Here is a 26059-nt window from a genome sequence, read left to right as displayed (position 1 = left end):
CTAAATAGTTGAGTGTCTATGGTTCCCTAAGCTCTTAATTTGTGAGCGAAGTTCAAGATATGAGGGAGCGCTATTATTTTTGGCTAAATTACTAACCTGTTCTTGGGATTTTCAAGAAATAAGCGCATTTTCCGATAACCTTTAGAGGTAGCCTATTTCTTCTTGTGTTTTGCTGTGTATCTTGTCAATCTTGCGCACAAAACACGACGTTAGAGCGTGGATCGGAACAAAAGCATGAGCAATAGCAAGCAATTCAAACCTAAAAAACATCGCGTTTTCATTTCTGGCCTTTTTAATGTGCTACATCCCGGGCACATCCGCCTTTTCAAATTCGCTTCTGAATTAGCTGACGAAGTTGTCGTTGGCTTGCAACAGAAAACCGATTCTGAACCTAATATGTTTGAAGACAGCGAACGCTTGCAAGCATTAAAAACGGTAAGTCTGATTGACCACATCGTTTTAGTCGAAGATTTAGAAAAGACGCTGCGTGAACTAAAGCCCGAAATTGTACTGAAAGGCAGTGAATTCAAACATCGCCACAACCCAGAAGAAATGTGGTTGAAAGAGTGGCACGGGAAATTGATGTTCAGTTCGGGGGAAAGTCAGTTCAATGCGGAAAAGTTTGTACACAGCAATGGCTATAAAAATGAGGCCCATTTTCCAACGGCCTATCGTAACTACCTATCTCGGCATCATATAGAAAGGCAACAAATTGAGTTAGCGTTGGACAAAATATCGCAAACTCGGGTTGCAGTGGTTGGTGATATTATTCTGGATGAATACATTGATTGCGATCCGGTGGGCTTGTCTCGAGAAGATCCGACCATCGTGGTGACACCGCAAGATACGAACTTGTTTGTTGGTGGAGCCGCTATTGTTGCCCAGCACACTAAAACACTCGGGGCTCAGGTGGACTTTTATTCGGTATCCGGGGTTGATAGCAGTGCAGATTGGCTGGAAACAAAGATGTCCGGCCACGGCGTGAATACTTATATTTATCAAGATGATTCGCGTCCAACAACGGTCAAGCGTCGTTACCGAACGCAGAATAAAACTTTATTGCGAGTAAACGAGTTCCGTAGTCACTCTTTGCCTTCAACGTTGCAAGCTCAGTTGTTAAAAGACTTTGCAGCCAACATTCATCGCTATGATTTAGTGGTGTTTTCCGACTTTAGTTACGGCTTACTTACTTCCGATGTGGTTGAAGCTATGCAAGATATAGCGCGTCGTCAGGGAGTGAATATGGTGGCAGACAGCCAAACATCCTCTCAAAGAGGTGATTTAAGTAAATTTACGCATTTAATGCTTGTAACACCGACCGAAGTAGAAGCACGACTTGCAGTCAATATTCAAGACAATGATGTTGGTTTAGCTGTCATCATTGAAAAACTTGCAGCAAAACTAGAAGCTGACAATGTGATAATTACATTGGGTGCTGACGGTGCGTTAATGTTGGATTTCAGCGACCCCAATAAACCTCGCTTAAGCTCCCTGCCAGCGCTGAATAAGAACCCGGTTGATGTCTCTGGAGCAGGAGATTTGCTATTAATTACGACTTCTTTGTTGAAACAAATTGGATGTGATTTGTGGCATGCATCTTTAATGGGAATGGTGGCATCCGCGATTCACATTAGTCAGGTAGGTAACAAGCCTATTGATATGCAAAAAGTTAAACAGTATTTAGAGCAGATATGAAGGCGTTATTGTTAGCCGGAGGGTTTGGCACACGTTTGAAGCCGCTTACCGATCACACCCCAAAATGCTTAGTACCCATCGCCGGAAAACCGTTGCTTGGATATTGGCTAGAACAACTTGCTGAGCATGATTGTCATAAAATAATAGTAAATACTCACTACCTTCATAAACAAGTAGAAAATTATATCGAAGCTTCTCCTTATCGGCATTTAGTGGAGTTAGTCTATGAACCTGTACTGTTAGGTACACTCGGTTCCATTCGTGCTTATCGAGATTTTTTCGATGAAGACGCAACGCTCATTGCGCATGCCGATAATTTTTGTTTAACCGATTGGCAAGGATTTAAGCAAGCATTTACTCAGCGTCCTGCATCGGCGCGGCTCACGATGATGTTATTTAAGACTCCAACACCTTGGAGTTGCGGGATTGTAAAAACAGATGCAAATGGGCTGTTGTCTGATTATATTGAGAAGCCTCAAGCAGCAAAAGAGGAGCCTGAGCGCTTTGGGTATTTAGCCAATGCCGCTGTGGTGATAACAAGTCAAGCGGGCTTGGATGATATGTGCGCGTTGCAAGACCAGTATGATGACCTGTGTCGTGATTATTTGCCGTTGCAAATTGGGCGAGCGAATACTTATTTGAATCAGGGGATTCATATCGATATTGGCACGCCCCAAACTTATGCATTGGCAAACAGGTTAATGCAAAAGTCTGACTCGTAGCACGATAATATTGTTTAAAGATAAGCCCGTCACATTCAACGTACAAGAACATAGTGCAACATTAACGTGAATCAAATTAATCGCAAAAAACTCCAACAATTCATTACTGAGTTAGTAAAACAAGAAGGGTTGCCACCCAATAGTGTATTTGCCATCGAAACGGCTTTTCTGTTGTGGCAAACCGAAATAACCCATGATGAAATTTTAAGCCAAAAACCCAAGCCTCCCGTGCAACAGATCGCCCAAATTGAGTATATTTTCTTTGGTTTTAACGGGGTATTGACCAATAACAAAGTTTATATTGATAGCAAAGGTGATATATCAGTTCGTTGTGACCAAAGTGACTTGAGAGGCATCAAACAACTCCGAAGTATTGGTAAATTGGTTAGTTTACTCTCGTCTGGCTCGGATGTGGTTTCCCAGTCTGCGGCTGAGTTTTTATCGGTTGACTTGTTTGATCAATGTATAGATAAAGCCGGTTTTTTGCGTGAATGGATGAAGAAAAATGGCGTAGAACCTCAACAAGTTGCTTATGTTGGAAGTGGAGAACATGATGTCGGGGCGATGCAACAAGTGGGTTTAAAGCTGTGTCCAGCGGATGCTGAATCAGAAATAATAGCGATTGCCGATTATGTCATCCCTTGTTTAGGAGGGGAAGGAATTGCCTCGGGGGTTGCTGAGCTATTTAAAGTCGATTTATCTGATAATCAACCTTTGGGAGAGTTTGCCTAACCTTTTGATATAGCATTGGTTTACGTTTAAAAATTAAAATCAATGCCTCGCTATATTCGTAAAATTCAATAAGGCTGCTAAAGTTAGTTCCGACAAACTATTTTCGCATTTTTAGGAAAAAAGAATGAAGTTTCGGAATATCTTCCCCTTGGTTGCTTTATTGGCTCCTTTCACCGCAGTTTCGGGAGCAAAACAAATCACCTCTGCTGCGTTTGATGTGTTATCGAATACAGTCAATGAATGGAATCTACCCGCTCATACATTAGTGGTTTCGGATAACGACGACACATTAACCGCTATGCCTTGTCCAGATCTCTCCTCGCCGCGTACCTGTCAATTTTTGGGCGGAGCATCGTGGTTTTCTTGGCAAGAAAAATTGTTAGAAACCGATCATCACCAAAAAGTGGCCGATTCTTTTCCCGAGTTACTTGAAGTATCTGCTTTGTTATTCGCCATGAATGACATGGTTTTCACTCAAGACAATGTGCCATCGGTGCTGGCTTCATTGCAAAAAAATGGGGTGAAAACATTAGTGGCTACCGCACGAGGGAATGAAAATATTTCCGCTACGGAGCAACAATTTACCAGTTTGAAGGTCACAAAAGAAGAAAGCCTGCTAGCGCATTTTGCTGCAAATTCCCCTAAGTTTAAGGATGAGCCGATGCAAAGCCCTTATCTGAATTGCGTTAATGACAGAGCAATCAGCTATCGCAACGGTGTGTTATATCTCGCTGGGCAAAATAAAGGGGAAAATTTGAAATGCTTTATTCACCGTTACAACAGAGAGCAACCCGCGGCTAGGCATATTACTCATATGGTGTTTATTGATGATTCTTTGGGAAATGTCGAAGATGTGACAGAGGCATTTGAAAAGTCTACGTTAGAAGTCGTGTCTATTTATTACACCGCATTGAAAAAACACAAAGAAGCGTTTATGAGTGGTTCAATGGCAAAACGTTACCAGCAAAAAGCGACAGAAAGATGGAATCAAATTAACGGGGTTTTGGAACGACAATTGCTTGATCCTGCGTTGGATTAATCCAAGATTAGATAACGTTAGAAGTCTTCATATGGGTTAAAAAGAGAAAAGCCTGAAAGAGTAATACGGTAAATATTTGCGTCTGTGTAGTTTTTTTCTTATTTTATTCCTTTAGTATGAGTAAGAAACAACGTAAATATTAGGGAGAGGGTGAAGTATTAACGAACGAGCTTGCTGGTGGCGTGTAGTAAATCAGAGTGCGAGTCACGTTGCTAAGGACAGCCTTTCAGAGTTTTAAATTGCATTTTTAGAAGATAGGAAGATTTCATGGCAATTGAAAAAGCAGACTACGATTTTATTAAGCAAGCCCGAGAAAAAGATTTCGCTGCGAATGATGCGAATAAATGCGGGGGACGTTTGGCGATATTAGGAGATTGCCAATTCCATCATCCTTCGAGCGTGATTGAATTCCAAGAAAGTACTCAATTTGCACACGTCGATACCTTTGATATTCATGGAAACCCTACTTACAAAGTCGACTTGAATGAGCCATTGCCTGACGATTTCACCAACAAATACGATTGGGTGATTGACTCTGGCACGTTATATTGTTGCTTTGATATTGCTACTGTGATGGCTAATATTATCAAAATGGTGAAATTGAATGGGAAGGTATTCCATACCAGCAACTTAGCAGGCTTCTTTGGCCGTGGATTTTACTCTATTAGTCCAGCTCTGTTTTATGAGTTTTATCGCTGTAATGGCTTTGAGGTGGATGCTATGGGCACTCGTACCAATGCTAACCCCGAGCCTTGGGATTTAATGACGCCGGGCGATACTTATTTGTTATCAGCGGATGATTCCAAAGTACAATTCACGGATACTCAAGATACGGAATATACCCCCATGATCCCCAACGATTCACTAATTTGCTGTTTAGCAACGAAGCGAGAATCTGTGCCGTTTACTAAACCCGTGCCTAAACATTTTTGTCCTTGAGTAGGAGCCTAACCACTTAGTATCTAAGGAAGGGCAGGTATTTTTTAGGATGATTTAAATTAAAGCCTCCAACACTCGGAGGTTTTGTTTTATTGGGAAAGTTTATCGGTGGTATTCAGCGCTTTTTCAACCCGCTATACTGTCCAGCAACATCAATACACTTAAAAATCGCCTAAATTCACATACCAATGACACACTCTCACGCAGAACGCGAAACCCAACTAATACACTGGTTGCAAACACTATCGAATTTTCAACCCGATAATTTCCATATGATTTCTGGTGATGCGAGCTTCCGCCGCTATTTTCGCTGTTATTCCAACGGAAGCGCTTTTATTGCCGTTGATGCACCGCCACAAACGGAAAAAAACCAAGCGTTCGTCGCCTTAGCTAAGGCATACCACGCCAAGGGGGTGGCAGTGCCGGAAGTGCTTGAAGTAGATTTACAGAATGGGTTTCTCTTGTTGCAGGATTTCGGCGACGTGTTGTTTTCTCAGGTCATTTCTGAAGGTAATGAAGCGCAGTGGTACGCAAAAGCACTAGCGCAGTTGCCACACATTCAGCAAGTCACAGAAGTGAAAGCATCTCACGAGCAACAGCACTCCATGATGCCTTTACCAGCTTTTGATGACGCGCTACTAGAAGCAGAATTTCATTTGTTTAATCATTGGTTATTGGTAGTGCATTTAGGGCTTGAGTTGACTGATGTAGAGTGGCAAATCATCAAACAAGCCCAAGATTTTTTAACCTCGGTCTTCTTAGCACAGCCGCAAGTAGGCGTGCATCGAGATTATCATTCACGAAACTTAATGATCTTGGCTAATGATGAGATTGGCGTCATTGATTTTCAGGATGCTGTAACGGGGCCCATTACTTACGATGCCGTGTCATTACTGCGAGATTGTTACGTGGTTTGGCCTGATGAATTTGTGCAGTCGCAACTTAAGGCGTTACATCAGCAATATTATTCGCAGTATGATTGGGCAGCGTTTGCTCATTGGTTCGATTGTGTCGGGATGCAGCGGCATATCAAAGCGAGCGGTATCTTTGCGCGTTTGTGTCATCGAGATGGGAAAACCAGCTATTTGAATGATATTCCCCGCACGCTGGATTACCTAGTCCGTATTGGACGTAATATTCCACAGTGTGCTGACTTTGCTGTGCTGGTAGACACCAAAATAAAGCCAGCGGTAGAAGTAAAAAACCGTTAATTACATCACGTTTAAAAACCAAGGAATACGTTAGCAATTAAAGAGGAAAACAAGCACGCCATGCCGATTGAAACTGCCATGATCTTAGCCGCGGGAAAGGGGGAGCGAATGCGTCCCCTAACCGATCATACTCCTAAGCCTTTGTTAGAGGTTGTGGGTAAACCGCTGATTGTTCATCACATCGAAAAGCTGGTGCAGGCGGGGGTGAAACACATCGTCATTAACCTATTTTGGTTGGGTGAACAAATTCCAGCGCGTTTAGGTAACGGTGATAGTTTTGGTGTGGATATTGACTACATTACCGAAAGTGAGTTGCTGGAAACCGCTGGTGGTATTACCAATGCGCTTGCGTTGTTAACTAAAAATGGCGCGGAGCCTTTTTGGGTTGTGAACGGCGATGTTTGGTGTGATGTCGATTTTAGTGAAGCGGCTGATACGGCGCTAAGCATTCTTTCTCAGCAAGATAGTGCGGCATTGATGATGGTTAACAATCCTGCGCATCATCCGTTAGGAGACTTCCCCGTTACTGAACAGCGTTTAATGGCCGCTGAGCAATCCCCCCACAGCCCACGTTTTACTTATTCTGGCGTTGGGGTGTATCGTCCTCAAATGTTTACTGCTTTGCAGGCAAAGCCTTTGCCGTTGCGTCCAGTGTTAGATGATCTGGTTGCTCAAAATAAGCTAGCTGCATGGGTTTATCAAGGACAATGGCAGGACGTTGGTACACCCCAACGCTTAGCGGAATTAAATCAGGAGCTTGCGTCATGACGGTCTGGGGGAAAATACTAGGCACCCTGTTTGGTTTTATGTTTGGGCGTATTCCCGGTGCGATAATTGGTTTTATCGTGGGGCATATGTTCGACAAAGGATACAGTCAGGACTTTAACAGCGTTGGCGGGTTTGGACGTTTTTTCACTAGCCAAGAAGACGCACAAAAACAAGCTATTTTCTTTCATGCTTTGTTTTCTGTTTTAGGTCATATTGCGAAGGCTGATGGTCGGGTAACAGAAGAAGAAATTCAAGTTGCTTCAGATTTGATGGACCAAATGGCGCTAACAGGTGATACCCGAAAAGAAGCACAACAAGCGTTCCGTGAAGGTAAAGCGGCTGATTTTCCCATCAAGTCGATTTTGAACCAATTCAGTGAGTCTTGCTATGGTCGCAAAGACATATTGCAAGTCTTCTTAGAAATTTTAATCCAAGCGGCCTTCGCTGATGGTACGTTGGATAAAGATGAATTAAGAGTGTTGGAAAATGTAGCGAAACAGTTAGGTTTCAAACAACACCATTTGCGATTTTTAATTTCATCTTATGAAGCAGAATTACGTTTTCGCAGAGGTTGGCAGCGTGCTCAGCAAGCCAGTGCGAAATATCAAGAGACACAAAACCAAAGCTCACGTAGCCGCAGCGCACATAGCGGTAGGACCCACCATCAAGGGCAACAACAGTCACAGAGCCATTGGCACAGACAACAGCAGTCTCAAGCAAATTATACACAGCAACAATCATTAGCCGACGCGTATCGTATTTTGGGGGTGAAGCAATCTGATGATACGAAAACCATAAAGCGTGCCTATCGAAAGCTAATGTCTGAGCATCATCCCGATAAGTTGGTTTCCAAAGGTTTGCCTAAACAGGCACTAGAATTGGCGAAGCAGAAAACGCAAGATATTCAGGCGGCTTACGAGTCCATTCGTAAGCATAAACAATTCTAAATTATTGAAGTGGTGCTTGGGGCAGCACGGTAACGTGTTTTAACACTACAGGTTCTACAGGAACATCTCGCCAGCCTACATCGGGATTAAAGGCAGTTTCCACAGCGGCAATACTATCTAGGACGTCGCTGCCTTCTACTACTTGTCCAAATACTGTGTATCCCCAGTCTTTGCCCGGATCAAGGTTAGTATTGTCATTCATGTTGAAGAAAAATTGACGCGTTGCTGTATGCGGCTCATTTTTCCGTGCCATAGAAATGCTATACAAGGTGTTTTTTAAACCATTACCAGATTCGTTAATGATGGGAGGAAATTCGGGTAATGCTTCATATTTCACATTGTAGCCGCCACCTTGAACAACAAAGTTATCGATGACGCGATGAAAAATTGTATTGTTATAGCTGGATTTAGACACGTAACGTAGGAAGTTGTTCACTGCGAGCGGCGCTTTGATTCTGTCCAGTTCTACTACGACGTTCCCCATAGATGTTTCAAATTTTACCATGGGAAATAAGTTATCTGGTTGGATTGCTGCACCATCGCTCACGGTTAAAACAGGTGGAACGGCCAATGCTGGCTGTGAGGTAAGCAGGCTTGTGAGAATAAGCGTTAAATACAATGCTAGGCGGCGCATAGTGTTTCCTTTTGGTTGAATTCGACGTTATTTTTTGAAAGAAGATAAAATACTGAATTTTTTGTTGCTTGCAACCACACGAAAGCCGCCGAACAAACGTTTCATTTTATCGTGATGTTGTAAATGTCGGTTGGCTACAACACGTAACTCGCCATTTGGGTGGAGTATGCGTTTCGCTTCATTGAACATTTGCCAAGCAACGTGATCGGTAATGGTGTTTTGCTGGTGAAACGGCGGGTTACACAGCACCAGATTCACTTTTTCTTTTTGTAACTCTTCAAGGCAGTTGCTTAGGATAAATTCGCAATGAGGTAATGCTTTTGGAACATTAGCTTCCACATTTTTATAGGCAGACGCGAGCGCCATACTGGATTCATCGACAAAAATCATTTTCTTTATCGGTGTGCCATTTTCCAATGCTTGATACAGCAGAGTTAATCCTAAAATACCGTTGCCACAGCCTAAGTCGATTACAGATTGATTCCCTGCATTGGGCAAGTTGTCGAGCAATAGTCGAGCACCAATATCAAGTTGAGCACGGGAGAACACATTGGCGTAATTGAATAAGGTGAAATTCGGCGATTCGGTTTTCCACACCGTTGGTTCGGGAAGCGGTTTAACGGTTTGTGCAGGCTTTCCTTCCGGTTGTTGTTCTGTTTGTTGTTGATCGCCGGAGAAGATGAGTCTAGCTTTTTTCACGGCTAACGAGGTAGTGGTCTTGCCTAAGTACCGGGTAAATACATCTAGCACAGAACGCTGCACAGATTTCACCTTTCCCGCCGCTACAATAGGCGTGTTTATGGCTATCTCTTGTAATGATGCAAGTTGATATTCCAATAAGGCATGGCTGCGTGGTAACTTCATCAGCACTAAATCCACCTTTGGAATATGGCTTGAACTCAAAGGCGTCAGAGAATCGAGGTAACGTACGGGCCTATCTTGTAACTGATTAAGAGAAAGGTTCGTTTGGCAACCTTTGCGCGCTACCCAGGAATCTGATTGCCATGTAACGGCGTAGTGAGATAGGGCACAGGTAAGCGCACCAAAATCATCGTTTAAAATAATGATATGGGCGTTTTCAGGCAATGCTAGCTCGCTGGCGTGATTGAGGAGATACTCGTCGGCAGCGTCCCACGCTTGTAAGCTTACGTGCTGATGCTGAGCAGGGTATCGTTGTAAAGTGAGTGATGTTGGCGCACCTAAAGCGGGCAACGCAGGCAATGAAAAAAGCGTGTTAGGCTGAGGCTGTTGAGAAGGGTGTGCTGGCATCGGTGTTTTTTATCGTCCGCTCAATCAATAAGGCAAAGTATTATATATGAAGCAAACCCACTTGTTCGACTTAGATTGCATTCGTTTTGATGTGCCTGATGCTGAACTTATCTATATTCCTGAATTTATCTCTTTTGATCAGGCTGATGGTTGCTTAGAAACACTAAAGCAAACACTGAGTTGGTCACAAGATGAGATTACTTTATACGGTAAATCAGTTACCATTCCTCGGCTTCAAGCGTGGCATGGTGATGCAGAAGCTGAGTACCGTTATTCTAATTTGTCGATGCGTCCACAAGGTTGGACTCCCATGTTGTACGAGTTGAAACAAGCCTGTGAAGCGTATCTTTGCTGTACGTTTAATAGTGTACTGGGAAACTGGTATCGAGATGGGCAAGATAGCATGGGAATGCATTCGGATAATGAACCAGAACTTGGCCCTCATCCAACAATTGCTGCGCTGAGCTTTGGGCAAACGCGGAGGCTGAAATTTCGGCATCGAAATAAACGTGACAGGCTCAATATTGATATGCAATCAGGCAGTTTATTAGTGATGTCAGGGAGCACGCAACGCTTTTGGCAGCATGGCATTGCCAAGTCTGTTAAGCCGATGCAAGAACGAATGAGTTTAACTTTCCGACACATTTTTAGCAGGACAAATTATACATAATTCTCGTTTTTTGCTGCTTTTTTGAACCAAAAAAATATATGGCTTAGGCTCAAACGCTTACCGAATTGCAAGTGATATTTGTGTTTGTTTTTGTGTCTAATTCCTTTTTAAACGGCTAGATTTAATAAAGCACAGTTTGTGCCTGTTGGTAATTTTATTGGCATAAAGATTTCTCTATTTGATGTTTTATCGGGTGATTTTTTAACGCTAATGCCGAGGTGAAATATGTGCTAAATCACTCTGTGTCGCATCGCAGGTGGGTTTAGTGAGGAGTGAGTATGAACATACAAAACGCAATTGAAGAAAAGTTGGCGCAGCATTTTGAACCTGCGTTTCTTGAAGTAGTTAATGAAAGTTCTCAGCATAACGTGCCGATTGGCTCTGAAACGCACTTTAAAGTAGTGTTGGTGTCACCTCAGTTTGATGGGCAGCGTTTATTGAGTCGGCATAGAGCTGTTAATACCGTGCTAAAAGATGAATTAGAACATCATATTCATGCGCTGGCATTGCATACCTTTACCGGACAAGAATGGGAGAGGCTATACGGTGATGTGCCTAAGTCTCCAAATTGCATGGGTGGTTCCAAACTTGGAAGTGTTAACGCCACCTCATAAGTCGTTATGAAAGCAAACACTATTTAAGGTTACAGACCAGCATTTCGAGCGGGGATTTCCCCGCTTATTATTTTATCCCTTCTGCATGACTCCCATTGAATGAGTCGCACTAACTGTACGCTACCCCTTAAATTGGATTTTTTTACGCGCTTTTGGTGAGTTTCAAGCGATAGTTATTTCACTTTGAGGCGTTTTTTGTTAAAACCTTGCAAAAGAAAATAATCCAAATTGTTAATCCTATGTCCTTTCTTGCTTCGCTGCGTGTAATAATTGAACGAGTTAATGTCTTTTTAGGTATCTTGGTTAGTTGGTTTACATTAATCATGGCGCTTTTGACGTTTTTGATTGTCGTTTTACGCTATGGTTTCGACCTTGGCTGGATAGGGTTGCAGGAAAGTGTCATGTACCTACATGCCGGGGTTTTTATGTTGGGAGCGGCTTTCACCTTGAAAGAAAACGGTCATGTCCGTGTTGATATTTTCTATCGTCGAATGTCACCTAAACAACAAGCTTATGTTGATATCTTTGGTGCGCTATTTTTGCTTCTTCCTGTTTGTCTATTGATTCTGTTCAAAAGTGGCGAATACGTTATGAATTCATGGCGATTGCTGGAAAGCTCGCAAGCTGCGGGTGGCCTACCTTTAGTCTTTATCTTGAAAACCTTAATATTGTGCTTTGCAATAACACTTGTGCTGCAAGTCATTGCTGAGGTTGCTCGTTTAGTTTTCTCGCTTTCCAATGGCTTCCAGGATGAGCAAGACGCTTCCTATTCATCTACAAAAACGGGAGCGTAACAATGGAATACTTGTCTCTGGTAATGTTTGTTGTGGTGTGCCTAGTTTTGTTACTCGGCTACCCGGTTGGTTTTTCTCTGGCAGGTACAGCTTTTGCCTTTGCTGGTTTTGGTCTCTTGATTGGTGGCTTCGATGCCACTTACCTAGATTCTGTCCCAAGCCGACTGTATGGCATTATGACCAATCAAACCTTACTAGCTGTGCCGCTATTCATTTTAATGGGCGTCATTCTTGAAAAGTCCAAGGTGGCTGAAGAACTACTTGTGGCGATGTCTGCCCTATTTGGAAAAATGAAGGGGGGATTGGGCATTTCCGTTGTTGTTGTTGGTATGTTGTTAGCTGCAAGCACCGGCATTGTTGGTGCCACAGTTGTAACCATGGGCTTATTGTCACTGCCAACAATGTTAAAGCGAGGCTATAGTCCAGAGCTGGCAACCGGTACAATTTGCGCCACGGGAACTCTAGGGCAAATTATTCCACCTTCCATTGCTCTTGTGTTGTTAGGAGATGTGCTTTCAAGTGCCTATCAAAAAGCGCAAATTGACATGGGGATTTTCTCCCCTGATACGGTTTCCGTAGGCGATCTATTTGTTGGCGCAATTGTACCAGGACTGATTTTGGTTGTGCTGTACACGCTATATGTATCGATATTGGCGCTAATGGGAAAGGCCGAAACGGGCGAGAATATTAGTTCTGGGGATGCCGATTTAAACTTGTGGAGTGCATTACTGCCGCCATTGTTATTAATTATTATCGTACTAGGTAGTATTTTGGCAGGTTATGCAACGCCGACAGAAGCTGCGGGAGTAGGAGCGGTCGGTGCATTGGTCTTAGCGTTAATAAAACGTAAGCTCGATTTAAGCAGTCTGAAAAGTGCAATGCTAGATACCACCAAAGTCACCTCTATGGTTTTCGTCATCTTAATCGGTGCTTCGATATTCTCACTAGTGTTCCGTGGCTTCGGAGGTGAAGAATTAATTAATGATTTCTTTACAGGTTTGCCAGGTGGTGTCTTCGGTGCTATGGCCGTTGTTATGTTAGTTATTTTCCTGCTTGGCTTTATCCTTGATTTTATTGAAATAACTTTTGTTGTGGTGCCTTTAGTTGCGCCAGTTTTGCTGGCAATGGGAGTCGATCCTATTTGGCTCGGTATTATGATTGCAGTGAACTTACAAACATCATTTTTAACACCACCATTTGGATTTGCCCTATTCTATTTACGTGGCGTTGCCCCAAAAAGTATTCGCACAGAGCAAATATATAAGGGCGTGGCCCCGTATATTGTATTACAAGTTATGTTGCTAATGGCTTTAGCAATATGGCCTGAATTAGTAACTTGGTTACCGGAAAAGGTATACGGTTAACATTCTTAACGTTTCCTATCTTGCTTGGTCTCGCATTTTGAATTAAGTGCGGTAGTGATGCTGAAAACACAGTCTAATAATGGAGAACCACTCAATGCTTGGTTTTATGACATCAATGAAGTTAACGCGATTGCTAGCAGTTTTAACGGCTGCTCTTTTTCTTGTGTCTTGTGGAGATAACGATGCCAAAACGGCAGGTGTTAACGCCGACACGCAGCAAACCTACGAATGGAAATTAGTAACTAGTTGGCCGAAGAATTTTCCAGGGTTGGGTAAGGGACCAGAGACATTTGCACAATATGTAAACGAAATGTCGAATGGGCGTTTAAAAATAAAAGTTTATGGTGCTGGTGAACTTGTTCCTGGATTCGAAGTGTTTGATGCTGTTTCAGGAGGCTCTGCGGAGATGGGGCATTCTGGACCTTATTATTGGAAGGGGAAAGCCCCTGCTGCCCAAATTTTCACTGGCGTTCCTTTTGGCATGAATGCACAGGAAATGAATGGCTGGTTGCATTATGGCGGCGGCTTAAAATTATGGGAAGAATTGTATAAACCATTTGGTTTGATTCCATTTGCAGGCGGTAACTCAGGCGTACAAATGGCAGGTTGGTTTAAAAAAGAAATTAACTCAGTGGACGATTTAAAGGGCCTGAAAATGCGTATTCCGGGATTGGGTGCGGAAATTTTGAAAAAAGTAGGTGGTGTGCCTGTGTCATTAACCGGTGGTGAGCTTTTTACAGCGCTGCAAACAGGCGCAATTGATGCTACGGAGTGGGTTGGTCCTTACAACGATTTAGCATTTGGCTTGTACAAAGCCGCCAACTATTACTATTACTTTGGCTGGCATGAAACGGGTACAACGTTAGAGTTTATGGCTAACGAAAAGGCGTTTAATAGTCTACCGAAAGATTTACAAGCCATTATTCGTGTGGCTGCGAGAGCTGTAAACCAAGACATGTTAGATGAGTACACAGCACGTAACAACACGGCATTACAAAAGTTAATTAACGAACACAACGTTGAACTACGTCCATTACCGGATGATGTTATTGCAGCATTGCGTGAAGCCTCTAAAGAAGTGTTGGAAGAGCAAGTTAAGGCGGATCCAATGTTTGATAAGATTTATCAGTCCTATCGTGCTTTCCAAAAGGATGTAGCAAGCTTCCATGCTATTAGCGAAGCAGAGTTGTATCGCTCTCGTCAGAACTAACTTCCTACTCATTTAAGTTCCTCCTGTACTTCCGGTACAGGAGGAAATTCAATCATCGGATTTGCCAGTTTCGTTTCTCGCTATAAAATGGCAACCTTGTTGACTCATGGTAAATCGTTAATTTACCGTTGTGAGCCTTTTCAAATAATTCATACCCCATTTAGTAAAGGAACCTTAAGTATGGTTATCCAACCTAAAATTCGTGGTTTCATTTGTACTAATGCTCACCCAGTTGGTTGTGCAACAAATGTGAAACAACAAATCGCTTACGTAAAACAACAAAACCATTGGGCAGATGGGCCTAAAAATGTATTGGTGATAGGTTGTTCAACCGGTTATGGCCTTGCCTCTCGCATTGTTAGTGCATTTGGATATGGCGCCAAAACATTGGGCGTGTGCTTCGAAAAACCGCCTACTGAGAATCGTACTGGCACAGCGGGTTGGTACAATACGGCGGCTTTTCATCAAGAAAGTAAAAATGCTGGCGTGTATGCAAAAACGATTAACGGCGATGCTTTTTCTCGCGAAATTAAAGAGCAAGCTATTGACGCCATTAAACAAGATTTAGGTTCAGTTGACTTGGTTATTTATAGCTTGGCTTCTCCTAGACGCGTAGACCCAAGCGATGGCAAAGTTTATAAATCAACGTTGAAGCCAATTGGTCAAGCTTACACCACGAAAACTTACGATACCGATAAAGATCGTATCCACGACATTTCACTCGAACCCGCAAACGACGAAGAAATTGCCAATACAATTAAAGTCATGGGTGGGGAAGATTGGGAATTGTGGATGCAGGCGTTAAACGAAGCTGGCGTGTTAGCGCAAGGATGTAAAACCACTGCATATACGTACATTGGTAAAGAGTTAACATGGCCAATTTATGGACAAGCCACTATTGGAAAAGCGAAAGAAGATTTAGATAGAGCAGCAGCAGCCATTAATGAAAACTATCAAAACTTGTCTGTTTCAGCTCACGTTTCATCGCTGAAAGCGCTAGTCACTCAAGCTTCTTCTGCTATTCCGGTTATGCCGTTATACATCTCCTTGATTTACAAAGTCATGAAAGAAGAAGGCACGCATGAAGGATGCATAGAGCAAATTGCAGGCTTGTATACCGAAAAATTGTATTCTGAAAATGCTTCGGTTGATGAGACGAATCGTTTCCGTATGGACGGAAAAGAAACCAATGATGCAACGCAGGCTAAAATAAAAAAATTATGGGATCAAATCTCCCAAGAAAACTTCCATGAACTAAGCGATTACAAAGGCTATCACAAGGAATTTTTGCACTTGTTTGGCTTTGGTTTTGAGTCGGTAAATTACGAAGAAGACGTAAATCCACTTGCCGATTGGGTTTGATTAGGTTAATTTATTGCGCGGTTGGATTAAGTGGTTGCGCATAGAGGCGTTTTAATTGCTTGGTCCACCCGCAAGATTTCTTTGCTTTAGCGTCATTCTTATCGACGCTTTCTGATTTCTCGCACCCCTCAGAGTTGATTTTTACTCTGCTATAGTTACGTGAATCTAAAAAGTGTTTGTTTTCGTATCAACGAAAGATAATTTGTTGTTTAAAAATGTAGCAAATGTGTTGGGAATTGCGTTTTTGTTTGGCGAAGTGCGGCCTCTTAATGCTAGAATCGCCGAGCTGAGTGCAGCACTCTCCTAAATTGTTACAAAACACAAGATTTTTTGTCGCCTAAGCCGGTTCAGGTTTCGGCGTTTTTTGCTGCTTTATCGATGTTTTTGCGTATTTTTAGCCTACATTATTGCTCGGTTGCGGGGCGTTACTTAAAAATCGCAATGACAACAATGGACATCAAAGTAGTAATCGCATGAGGATTGTGTTGTCAACAACAGCATAATCCTGATGGGTTTATAACTTTAAATTGTAGTGCTAGAGAGTATGATCAAAATAACGAAAGGGTTGGATCTCCCTATTGATGGATCTCCCCAGCAACAGATCTCCGACGGGCCTACGCTCAGTCGGGTCGCCGTTCTGGGGGAAGAATACATCGGCATGCGACCAACTATGATGGTTAAAGTCGGTGACAAAGTGGCAAAAGGGCAAGTCCTTTTTGAAGACAAGAAAAACCCTGGGGTTATTTTCACAGCCCCGTTAGCTGGTACGGTGTCGGAAGTTAACCGTGGCGCAAAAAGGGTGCTTCAATCTGTTGTTATTTCCGTTGAAGGTGATGAGAAAATCGCATTTGATAAGTTTGATGCGGCGAACCTCAGCAACCTTGAGCGTGAGAAAGTACAGGAACAACTGGTTAAGTCTGGTCTTTGGACTGCTATTCGTACACGTCCTTTCAGTAAAATTCCTGCTGTAGGATCTGCACCGAAAGCGATTTTCGTTAGTGCTATGGATACCAATCCGTTAGCCGCAAATCCTGAAGTGATTATTGCTGAAAACGCAGACGATTTTGCTAATGGTTTAACTGTTCTTTCACGTTTAACCGACGGTAAAGTTCACGTTGGTAAAGCCCCGGGATCAAATATTCCTACAGGCAACTCTTCTGCTCAAAGTAATGAGTTTGCCGGTCCTCACCCAGCGGGTTTAGTTGGAACACATATTCACTTCATTGAGTCCGCAGGTGCTGAGAAGATTATCTGGCATGTGGGTTATCAAGACGTCATTTCAATCGGTAAATTATTCACAACTGGTGAGTTAGATTTAACCAAAGTTGTGTCGCTAGCGGGTCCTGCTGCAAAGAATCCTCGCCTAGTAAAAACCATTGTTGGCGCAAGCACTGAAGATTTAACCAAAGGCGAAACAGAAGGCAATGAAGTTCGCGTTGTGTCTGGTTCTGCTTTACATGGCAACCATGCGCACGGTGTTCACGCCTACTTGGGTCGTTACCACAATCAAGTGACTTTGCTTTCAGAAGGTCGTGAGAAAGTGCTTTTCGGCTGGTTAACGCCGGGCGGAGACAAACATTCAGTCACCCGAGCCTATCTTGGTCATTTAAGTCCGAAACGTTTATTTAAGATGACGACATCAACTAATGGTTCAGACCGTGCCATGGTGCCAATTGGCAACTATGAACGTGTTATGCCGTTAGACGTTATCCCTACAATGTTACTTCGTGACTTATTGTCTGGTGACGTTGATAGCGCTCAAGCGATGGGTTGCTTAGAGTTGGACGAGGAAGATTTAGCATTATGTAGTTATGTTTGCCCCGGCAAATACAACTACGGTGAAGTTCTTCGCGAGTGTTTAACTAAGATTGAGAAGGAAGGTTAAGCATGGGTTTGAAAGCTTATTTAGAAAAAATCGAACCTCACTTTGAACCGGGTGGTAAGCACGAAAAATGGTATGCGCTTTACGAAGCCGTAGCGACCGTTTTCTATACCCCGGGTATGGTGACAAAATCTACAACACATGTTCGTGACAGCATTGATTTAAAACGCATTATGATCATGGTGTGGATGGCAACATTCCCAGCCATGTTCTACGGTATGTTCAACATCGGTCAGCAAGCCCATATGGCGATTCTAGCTGGCGGCGGTGCGGTAGGTTTGCCGGATGTTTGGCAAGCAGGCTTGTTCACCGCATTAGGTGGTCAGCTTGGTGTCGATGGTGTTAGTTGGTTAGGAATGATGGCGTATGGTGCCTGTTTCTTCTTACCAATCTACCTTGTTACTTTTGTGGTGGGTGGCTTCTGGGAAGTCCTGTTTGCTTCTATTCGTAAGCACGAAGTAAACGAAGGCTTCTTTGTTACTTCGGTACTGTTTGCATTAACGCTTCCAGCAACCATTCCGCTTTGGCAAGTTGCCCTTGGTATTTCTTTCGGTGTCGTCATCGCTAAAGAAATCTTCGGTGGTACAGGTCGTAATTTCCTTAACCCGGCGCTGTCTGGTCGTGCTTTCCTTTACTTTGCTTATCCTGCACAAATTTCAGGTGATGCAATTTGGACAGCAGCAGACGGTTTCTCTGGTGCAACCATGTTAGGTAAAGCGGCTTCTGGTAGCTTAGATTACAACAACATGGCGCTTTGGTGGGATGCCTTCTTCGGTAACATCCAAGGTTCTGCGGGTGAAGTATCAACGTTAATGTTATTGATTGGTGGCTTGTTCATCATCTACTTAAGAATTGCCTCGTGGCGCATTGTACTTGGTGTGTTATTTGGCGCGGCTATTTTTGCGTCATTCCTCAATATGGTAGGTAGTGATACTAACGATATGTTTGCCATGCCTTGGTACTGGCACTTAGTAACAGGTGGCTTTGCATTCGGTATGTTCTTTATGGCGACCGACCCTGTTTCTGCCTCGTTTACTAATCAGGGGAAATGGGCATATGGCTTATTGATTGGCGCAATGTGTGTCCTAATTCGTGTGGTTAACCCTGCGTTCCCAGAAGGGATGATGTTAGCAATCTTGTTCGCTAACTTATGGGCACCTCTATTCGACTATTTCGTCGCTCAAAGCAACATCAAGAGGAGACAAGCACGTGTCAGCGCATAAAGAAACTCTTGGAAAAACCCTCGGCGTTGTTGTCGCGGTTTGTTTAGTGTGTTCCATCATTGTGTCTGCCGCGGCGGTAGGCTTGCGTGAGCAGCAAAAAATAAACAAAGCGTTAGATAAGCAAACCAACATACTTGATGCAGCCGGTTTGTTAGAACAAGCTGGTCGTGATATTTCTGGAACCTACTCAAAGTTCATAGAAGAGCGATATGTTGATTTGGCTTCTGGTGAATATGTTGACGGCATTGAGTCTGGTTTCGACATGTTTAAGGCTGCTAAAGACCCAGAGTATCAAGTGATTCCTGATCCTGATACCGCAAGCATTTTCCGTCACTCTAAAGTGGTTAGTGTTTATCACGTTAAAGATGAAAATGGTCAATTGAAGCGTTTGGTTATGCCTATCTACGGAAGTGGTTTGTGGGGCATGATGTACGGCTTCCTTGCGGTAGATAGTGATGGTAAAACCTCTCGTAACTTAGTGTACTATGAGCACCAAGAAACTCCGGGGCTTGGTGGTGAAGTACAGAATCCTAAGTGGAAAGCACTTTGGGATGGTAAAAAGTTATACAAAGATGGCGAGGTTGCTATTCACCTGTCTAAAAGTGCTAGTGCGGAAGATAAGTACGCAGTTGACGCATTATCGGGTGCTACCTTAACAAGTAACGGCGTTCAGAAAACGCTTGAGTTCTGGCTTAGTTCCCAAGGTTTAGGTAAATACCTAATGAACCAACCTTGGAAAGCGTAAGGAGGTATTAGCATGTCTGCTGATTCTAAAGAAATGAAGAAGGTCCTCTTTGGACCGATTTTAGACAACAACCCAATTGCGCTTCAAATTTTGGGTGTTTGTTCTGCCTTGGCAGTAACATCTAAGTTAGAAATAGCATTGGTTATGTCGTTGGCATTAACCTCAGTAACTGCGTTTTCTAACTTGTTTATTTCTATTATCCGTAATCACATTCCATCCAGCGTACGTATCATCGTTCAGATGACTATTATTGCGTCATTGGTAATCGTGGTTGACCAAATCTTGAAGGCTTTCTCTTACGAGATCTCTAAGCAGCTTTCGGTATTCGTTGGTTTGATTATCACCAACTGTATCGTAATGGGCCGAGCTGAGGCTTATGCGATGAAGAGTCCACCTGTAATGAGTTTCCTAGATGGCATCGGTAACGGACTAGGTTATTCATTCGTGCTTATCGTTATTGGCACTATTAAGGAAATCGTAGGTTTTGGTACCTTGCTTGGTTTCGAAATTTTACCTCTTATCCAAAACGGTGGTTGGTATCAAGCTAACGGCTTATTGATTCTGCCGTTCAGTTCATTCTTCTTGATCGGCGGCTTAATTTGGTTCATTCGTACCATTCGCCCTGCACAAGTAGAGCCTAAGGAGTAAGCACAATGGAACAGTATATTAGTTTATTCGTCCGCTCTGTTTTCCTTGAAAACATGGCACTTTACTACTTCTTGGGTATGTGTACTTTTCTTGCAGTATCTAAGAAAGTAAAAACATCAATTGGTCTAGGGATTGCGGTAATCGTAGTATTGACGATTTCTGTACCGGCTAATCAGCTTATTTACTCAAACTTCCTTGCGCCGGGTGCGCTGGCTTGGGCAGGTTTTCCAGAAACGGACTTAAGTTTCTTGAACTTCCTAACCTTCATCGGTGTTATTGCCGCTTTGGTGCAAATCTTGGAAATGGCTTTAGACAAGTTCTTCCCAGCTTTGTACAACGCATTGGGTATCTTCCTTCCGCTAATCACAGTTAACTGTGCAATTTTCGGGTGTGTTGCGTTTGCAGTACAAAGAGAGTACGGCTTCGGTGAGAGTGTCGTATTTGGTTTAGGTAGTGGCGTTGGCTGGGCTTTAGCTATCACTTTGCTTGCGGGCATTCGTGAGAAGCTGAAGTATGCAGATATGCCTGATGGTATCCGTGGTTTAGGTTCTGTGTTTATGATTGCTGGTCTAATGGCATTAGGCTTCCAGTCTTTCACAGGCGTAACTATTTAAACAGCAGACACCAAGTAGGATAGGAGTTTTTGAAAGATGAATCCAACTGACATCTACCTTGGCGTAGGTATGTTTATCGCTATTGTCGTTATCTTGGTAATGGTGATTGTACTTGCTAAATCCAAGCTAGTTCCAAGTGGCGACGTTCGTATATTGATTAACGGCGACCCAGATAAGGCGATTACAACGTCTCCGGGCGGCAAGTTGTTAGGTGCGTTAGCCGATAGTGGCATTTTCGTATCATCAGCTTGTGGTGGTGGTGGCTCATGTGGTCAGTGCCGTGTAAACATCAAATCTGGCGGTGGCGATATTTTGCCAACAGAACTTGATCACATCACGAAAGGCGAAGCGCGAGAAGGCTGTCGTTTATCGTGTCAGGTTGCTGTAAAGCAAGACATGGATATTGAACTGCCAGAAGAAATCTTCGGCGTGAAGAAGTGGGAATGTACCGTTATCTCTAACGATAACAAGGCAACGTTCATTAAAGAATTGAAATTGCAAATTCCTGATGGCGAATCGGTACCTTTCCGTGCGGGTGGTTATATTCAGATTGAGGCGCCACCTCATCACGTTAAATATAAAGATTTCGATATTCCTGATGAGTATCGTCCTGATTGGGAACGATTCAAGTTCTTCGATATTGAATCAAAAGTGGATGAAGAGACCATCCGTGCGTATTCCATGGCGAACTATCCTGAAGAGGAAGGTATCATCATGTTGAACGTGCGTATTGCAACGCCTCCACCAAATAATTTGACACTACCCGCAGGTAAAATGTCATCCTTTATTTGGAGCCTTAAAGAAGGCGATAAAGTTACGATTTCTGGTCCGTTTGGTGAGTTCTTTGCTAAGGACACTGACGCGGAAATGGTATTTGTTGGTGGTGGTGCAGGTATGGCGCCAATGCGCTCTCATATCTTCGACCAACTTCGTCGCTTGAAGTCACAGCGTAAGATTTCTTTCTGGTATGGTGCACGTTCACTACGTGAAATGTTCTATGTAGAAGACTTCGATATGCTAGCGAAAGAAAACGACAATTTTGAATGGCATGTTGCTTTGTCTGACCCTCAACCAGAAGATAACTGGGATGGTTATACAGGCTTTATCCATCAGGTCTTGTTAGAAAATTACCTGAAAGATCACCCAGCACCAGAAGATTGTGAGTTCTACATGTGTGGTCCTCCTATGATGAATGCGGCAGTGATCAACATGCTTAAAGAGCTTGGCGTAGAAGATGAAAACATCTTACTCGATGACTTTGGTGGTTAATATTAAACACTGATTTCAGAGATTGTTAAGAAAGGGGGAGTATCCCCCTTTTTTTCGCCTTAAATATGAAAGACAATAGGCGCAATCTAGGTCGATTCCATCGAACTAATTAGGAGACAAAACAGTGGGTACATTTATTGTTGTTTTCGTATTTTTCCTATTCATCATGAGCATTATGGCTGTTGGCTACATCTTTCAGAAGAAACGCATCTCTGGAAGTTGTGGTGGTGTGGCTGCATTAGGAATTGAGAAGGTGTGTAGTTGCCCAGAGCCTTGCGACAGAAGGAAAGCGCGCGAGGAAAAGGAACGTATTCGTTCTGAGAAGCTTCAAGCTTGGCAAGATAATAAAATCATCTAGTATTATCGGCCTGAAAGATTATTTTTCAGGCTTTGTTATCCCATTTAATTTTCTTTGAGAGTTCTTTACTTCCCCTTTTGCGTTTATATTTTCACAATCTTATTATTTCCCCCCGAATAGTATGTTTTTTTAACAGATTCACCTTTACAGCATTATCACATTTCTTAAAAATAGCTGCTTCACGTATCGCGTGAATTAAGAGCTAGAAACATAATAAGCTCAGTTGTAAAAAACATAAGAACAATAAGGTTGAAGAAATGTGGTATCAGAGATCGATTAGTCAACGGCTTATTGCCGGATGTCTAGGAAGTATTGCAGTTTTATTCTTGATCTACGGTATTTGGCAAATTCAAACAGTTAAAAAAAGTACCACATCTAGAGTAGATAACGACATCGCTAACCTAGTGTCACAAAAAGCAACAGAAATAGAAGGCTTCTTCGAAGCAAAAGGGCAAATCATACACAGTGTGTTTGCTAACCCTCAGGTTTTAAATTGGTTTAGTCGCTATGACGATAGAGGGGGGGACATTAGCGGGGACCAAACCTATAACGATATTTACCAATATTTTCGATACTTCTCTGACAAAGATAGCAGTATAAAAAGCGTTTTCTTTGGTTCAGCGAACACTTATGAATACTTTGATTTGAATGGTCGTTACAACGGCGACCCAAACTACTACACCAATAAGCGTCCTTGGTGGTTTGAGGCTCAGGAAAAAGAACGTATGTACGTATCTGATCCTGCGGTTGACGCCAACGATGGTTCCATATCTGCCACAATCAAAAATGTGATTAAGCACAATGGTCAGTTCATTGGGATTGGTGGTATGGATATTCTAATTAGTACCATTGGTAAAGACTTACTAAGCCAAATCAAGTACGAAGGCGAAGGCAACGCTTTTCTGGTGACAGATAAGGGTGTGCTTGTGTACTTTCCCGGCTTTAATGAGGCGTTTCCTCCCGGAAGTGATATAGCCAAAGTTGATTCCATTTTTCCTGATGCGCAAGGATTTGCTCAGCTTTTTAAATTAATGTCATCCAAAGATTCGGGTGATGCCAGTCTCATCTGGAAAGGCAAAGAGTATCAAGCTGTGTTCAGTACCGTTTCCCGTGACTACCCTTATTTGAATTGGCATCTCGGCTTTCTGTTGCCTGAAGAAGTGAGTCAGGCTCCGGTTAATTCTGCGGTGATGAGTGTGACGTTTTATATGTGCGTCATGCTTGCGGTGATTGCTGTTGCCGTATATTTCATTATTCAGCCAATGTTGAAACCATTAAGAGACATGTTGGAAGCGATGACAGACATTTCTCAAGGTGAAGGTGATTTGACCAAACGTATCGATGTTGACAGGCAGGATGAAATTGGGCAATTAGCGCATCAGTTTAACGCTTTTATTGAGCGCGTTCGCGGCTTGGTTAAACAAACCAAAGACATTACCACAGAAGTAAAAAACTCCACGGAAACCGTCTTTAAAACCACAGAACAGAACGTTAATTTGGTCAATACCGAAAAGTCCGAAATAGAATCTGTTGCCAGTGCTAGTTACCAAATGGCGCAGACTAGCAGAGATGTATCTAAGAATACCGAAGAGGCAATGGGATTAGCTGACAGTGTTAAAACAGATATGGAAAATGGCGGAAGCGTTGTTTATTCCGCGGTAAATGACATTAAGCAGTTGTCTTCCCATATTGGTGATGCTGCACAAGTTGTTACAGCTCTTGAAAAGGAAACCGATAAAATCGGTGAAGTGTTGGATGTAATAACGGGTATTACGGAGCAAACTAATTTATTAGCGCTAAATGCCGCTATTGAAGCCGCCAGAGCCGGTGAAATGGGACGAGGTTTTGCCGTTGTTGCTGATGAAGTGCGAACGCTCGCGAGTCGTACTCACGAATCTACCCAACACATTCAGGATATTATCGGCGCATTACAAACGGCTGCAAAACAAGCGAGCCAAACCATGCAAACGAGTAATGAGCAAGCTGATGCAGGTGTAAAACGTGTCTCAGACATTCAAAAGGTGTTGGATGATGCATTACAAGGTGTCGAGCAAATTCAGGAACAAATGCATGGTATTGCAGCCGCTAATACGCAACAAAGTCTGTCTGCGGATGAAATTGCAGGAAACGTTTCGCATATTTCATCTTTGGCGGATCAATCGGTGAATGAAACTCGTGACGTTGAAACCAACATTAGGCAGTTGCATCGCCTATCTGCTGAATTAGATGACACGCTACGTCAGTTTAAGGTTTAGATTTATGAGGTGGTTAACACAATGAATGAAACGGTTTTGATCCCATTATTAACGCGATTTGATGAGCAGGAAGAAATCCGTTGGACGAATCTGATACAAGACGCGTTAGATGCAAAAAGTCAAAGCCGTAAATTTATTGTGTTGCCGCATAAACAACTTTCTGATGCAGAGCGGAAAATGTGCGATATTGCCATTTGTGCTAATCCCGACTTAAAGCAACTTGTCGATTACCCTAACTTAAAATGGGTACAAAACTTATGGGCAGGTGTGGATAACCTTCTCGCGTTATTTAAAGACACATCCGTTCAAGTTGTTCGCTTGATAGACCCGCAGCTGGCACTCAGTATGTCGGAATCGGTTTTGCTTTGGAGTTTATACCTTCATAAACAAGCGCCTCTATATCTAAAACAACAGCAACAAGCGCTTTGGAAGCGTCATCATGCTATTTCGCCAAGGGAATGCAATATCGGTATTCTCGGCGCTGGAAAACTGGGCCATAAGAGTGCTGAGCGTCTGAAGCAAAACGGTTTTTCGGTGCATTTATGGAGCCGAAGTGCTAAATCACTGACAGGCATTAATACTTATTCAGGTCAGTCGGGCTTAAAACAAATGTTACCGCAATGTCAAATTTTGGTAGTGTTATTGCCTTTGACACAAGAAACAAATGGGCTGTTAGATATTGAGCATTTGTCGCTATTACCGACTGGCGCCGGTGTTATCAATTTTGGTCGTGGCGCCATCCTTAACGATAATGCGCTTGTTTCTTTACTAGCAAAGCGACACATCGCTCATGCTGTACTTGATGTATTTGCCGTGGAACCTTTACCGAAAACCTCCTCTTTTTGGTCCAACCCTAACGTTACGGTACTTCCTCATGTTGCGGCACAAACACAGCCACAAACAGCATCTTTAATTGCAGCGCGTAGTATTGTTGATTATATCGAAAGTAACCAACAGCCCCATTTTGTAGACAAAACGTTGGGGTATTAACCTCAAAATGAGAACTACTTCCGTTTTTATCGTATGCTCGTCTCCTTTCTAAGCTGTTAACAAAAGTTAACAGCCATCGCTTAAATACCCTTCAATGCTGAGTTT

25 protein-coding genes are annotated in these 26059 nt (G+C 42.9%); 23 read left to right on the top strand and 2 right to left on the bottom strand.

What is annotated here, in order from left to right; genetic code table 11:
* Positions 1-234: 234 nt before the first annotated feature.
* The 8 genes from HJG39_RS12315 to djlA all read left to right on the top strand — a co-directional run bounded on the left by HJG39_RS12315 (position 235) and on the right by djlA (position 8053).
* Positions 235-1695: a PfkB family carbohydrate kinase gene (locus tag HJG39_RS12315; RefSeq protein WP_268409533.1), complete on the top strand. Its 1461-nt coding sequence runs from the start codon at positions 235-237 to the stop codon at positions 1693-1695.
* Positions 1692-2417, top strand: coding sequence for a nucleotidyltransferase family protein (locus tag HJG39_RS12310; protein ID WP_268409532.1), 726 nt, complete (start codon positions 1692-1694; stop codon positions 2415-2417). Before HJG39_RS12315 ends, HJG39_RS12310 begins: the two co-directional genes overlap by 4 nt.
* Positions 2418-2483: 66 nt before the next feature.
* Positions 2484-3149 carry an HAD hydrolase family protein gene (locus tag HJG39_RS12305; RefSeq protein WP_268409531.1) on the top strand — a complete coding sequence of 222 codons (666 nt, stop codon included), beginning with the start codon at positions 2484-2486 and terminating at the stop codon, positions 3147-3149.
* A gap of 124 nt (positions 3150-3273) precedes the next feature.
* Positions 3274-4188 carry a DUF2608 domain-containing protein gene (locus tag HJG39_RS12300; RefSeq protein WP_268409530.1) on the top strand — a complete coding sequence of 305 codons (915 nt, stop codon included), beginning with the start codon at positions 3274-3276 and terminating at the stop codon, positions 4186-4188.
* 267 nt (positions 4189-4455) lie between these two features.
* Positions 4456-5127 (top strand): hypothetical protein, encoded by a 672-nt coding sequence (locus HJG39_RS12295; protein WP_268409529.1) that lies wholly within the window; start codon positions 4456-4458, stop codon positions 5125-5127.
* A 188-nt stretch (positions 5128-5315) separates the two neighbouring features.
* Positions 5316-6338 (top strand): aminoglycoside phosphotransferase family protein, encoded by a 1023-nt coding sequence (locus tag HJG39_RS12290; RefSeq protein ID WP_268409528.1) that lies wholly within the window; start codon positions 5316-5318, stop codon positions 6336-6338.
* Between the two features lie 60 nt (positions 6339-6398).
* Positions 6399-7106 (top strand): N-acetylmuramate alpha-1-phosphate uridylyltransferase MurU, encoded by a 708-nt coding sequence (gene murU, locus HJG39_RS12285; protein WP_268409527.1) that lies wholly within the window; start codon positions 6399-6401, stop codon positions 7104-7106.
* Positions 7103-8053, top strand: coding sequence for a co-chaperone DjlA (gene djlA, locus HJG39_RS12280; protein WP_268409526.1), 951 nt, complete (start codon positions 7103-7105; stop codon positions 8051-8053). The genes murU and djlA overlap by 4 nt, the downstream gene beginning before the upstream one ends.
* Position 8054: 1 nt before the next feature.
* On the opposite strand, the gene HJG39_RS12275 is transcribed toward djlA, so the two are convergent.
* Positions 8055-8687 carry a peptidylprolyl isomerase gene (locus tag HJG39_RS12275; RefSeq protein ID WP_268409525.1) on the bottom strand — a complete coding sequence of 211 codons (633 nt, stop codon included), beginning with the start codon at positions 8685-8687 and terminating at the stop codon, positions 8055-8057.
* A 27-nt stretch (positions 8688-8714) separates the two neighbouring features.
* Positions 8715-9956 (bottom strand): methyltransferase, encoded by a 1242-nt coding sequence (locus tag HJG39_RS12270; RefSeq protein WP_268409524.1) that lies wholly within the window; start codon positions 9954-9956, stop codon positions 8715-8717.
* Between the two features lie 46 nt (positions 9957-10002).
* Here HJG39_RS12270 and HJG39_RS12265 point away from each other — a divergent pair, with 46 nt between their 5' ends.
* The 15 genes from HJG39_RS12265 (at position 10003) to HJG39_RS12195 (ending at position 25954) form a co-directional block, all read left to right on the top strand.
* Positions 10003-10626 (top strand): alpha-ketoglutarate-dependent dioxygenase AlkB family protein, encoded by a 624-nt coding sequence (locus HJG39_RS12265; RefSeq protein ID WP_268409523.1) that lies wholly within the window; start codon positions 10003-10005, stop codon positions 10624-10626.
* Positions 10627-10904: 278 nt separating this feature from the next.
* Positions 10905-11240: a transcriptional regulator BolA gene (bolA, locus tag HJG39_RS12260; protein ID WP_268409522.1), complete on the top strand. Its 336-nt coding sequence runs from the start codon at positions 10905-10907 to the stop codon at positions 11238-11240.
* A 323-nt stretch (positions 11241-11563) separates the two neighbouring features.
* Positions 11564-12034, top strand: coding sequence for a TRAP transporter small permease subunit (locus tag HJG39_RS12255; protein WP_268409521.1), 471 nt, complete (start codon positions 11564-11566; stop codon positions 12032-12034).
* A 2-nt stretch (positions 12035-12036) separates the two neighbouring features.
* Positions 12037-13398 carry a TRAP transporter large permease gene (locus tag HJG39_RS12250; RefSeq protein WP_268409520.1) on the top strand — a complete coding sequence of 454 codons (1362 nt, stop codon included), beginning with the start codon at positions 12037-12039 and terminating at the stop codon, positions 13396-13398.
* 115 nt (positions 13399-13513) lie between these two features.
* The gene (locus tag HJG39_RS12245; RefSeq protein ID WP_442781024.1) at positions 13514-14608 is read left to right on the top strand and encodes a TRAP transporter substrate-binding protein; all 1095 of its coding nucleotides are present in this window, start codon (positions 13514-13516) and stop codon (positions 14606-14608) included.
* A gap of 180 nt (positions 14609-14788) precedes the next feature.
* Positions 14789-15970, top strand: a complete 1182-nt coding sequence (gene fabV / locus HJG39_RS12240) for an enoyl-ACP reductase FabV (protein ID WP_268409518.1) — start codon at positions 14789-14791, stop codon at positions 15968-15970.
* A 544-nt stretch (positions 15971-16514) separates the two neighbouring features.
* Positions 16515-17855, top strand: coding sequence for a Na(+)-translocating NADH-quinone reductase subunit A (locus HJG39_RS12235; protein WP_268409517.1), 1341 nt, complete (start codon positions 16515-16517; stop codon positions 17853-17855).
* A gap of 2 nt (positions 17856-17857) precedes the next feature.
* Positions 17858-19075, top strand: a complete 1218-nt coding sequence (locus tag HJG39_RS12230; protein ID WP_268409516.1) for an NADH:ubiquinone reductase (Na(+)-transporting) subunit B — start codon at positions 17858-17860, stop codon at positions 19073-19075.
* Entirely contained in the window at positions 19062-19820 is a 759-nt protein-coding gene (locus tag HJG39_RS12225; protein WP_268409515.1) for a Na(+)-translocating NADH-quinone reductase subunit C, read from the top strand. Before HJG39_RS12230 ends, HJG39_RS12225 begins: the two co-directional genes overlap by 14 nt.
* A 12-nt stretch (positions 19821-19832) precedes the next feature.
* Positions 19833-20468 carry an NADH:ubiquinone reductase (Na(+)-transporting) subunit D gene (locus HJG39_RS12220; protein ID WP_268409514.1) on the top strand — a complete coding sequence of 212 codons (636 nt, stop codon included), beginning with the start codon at positions 19833-19835 and terminating at the stop codon, positions 20466-20468.
* Between the two features lie 5 nt (positions 20469-20473).
* Positions 20474-21082 (top strand): NADH:ubiquinone reductase (Na(+)-transporting) subunit E, encoded by a 609-nt coding sequence (gene nqrE / locus HJG39_RS12215; RefSeq protein WP_268409513.1) that lies wholly within the window; start codon positions 20474-20476, stop codon positions 21080-21082.
* Between the two features lie 36 nt (positions 21083-21118).
* Positions 21119-22351, top strand: a complete 1233-nt coding sequence (nqrF, locus tag HJG39_RS12210; protein ID WP_268409512.1) for an NADH:ubiquinone reductase (Na(+)-transporting) subunit F — start codon at positions 21119-21121, stop codon at positions 22349-22351.
* Positions 22352-22475: 124 nt separating this feature from the next.
* Positions 22476-22709, top strand: a complete 234-nt coding sequence (gene nqrM / locus HJG39_RS12205; protein ID WP_268409511.1) for a (Na+)-NQR maturation NqrM — start codon at positions 22476-22478, stop codon at positions 22707-22709.
* Between the two features lie 257 nt (positions 22710-22966).
* Positions 22967-24964: a methyl-accepting chemotaxis protein gene (locus tag HJG39_RS12200; protein WP_268409510.1), complete on the top strand. Its 1998-nt coding sequence runs from the start codon at positions 22967-22969 to the stop codon at positions 24962-24964.
* Positions 24965-24985: 21 nt separating this feature from the next.
* A complete protein-coding gene (locus HJG39_RS12195; protein ID WP_268409509.1) occupies positions 24986-25954 on the top strand; it encodes a 2-hydroxyacid dehydrogenase in 969 nt (322 codons plus the stop codon).
* Positions 25955-26059: the final 105 nt, after the last annotated feature.

This window comes from Alteromonas sp. a30 (genome assembly GCF_026788005.1).
Lineage (GTDB): Bacteria > Pseudomonadota > Gammaproteobacteria > Enterobacterales > Alteromonadaceae > Paraneptunicella.
This window is presented reverse-complemented; position numbering and strand designations above follow the sequence as displayed.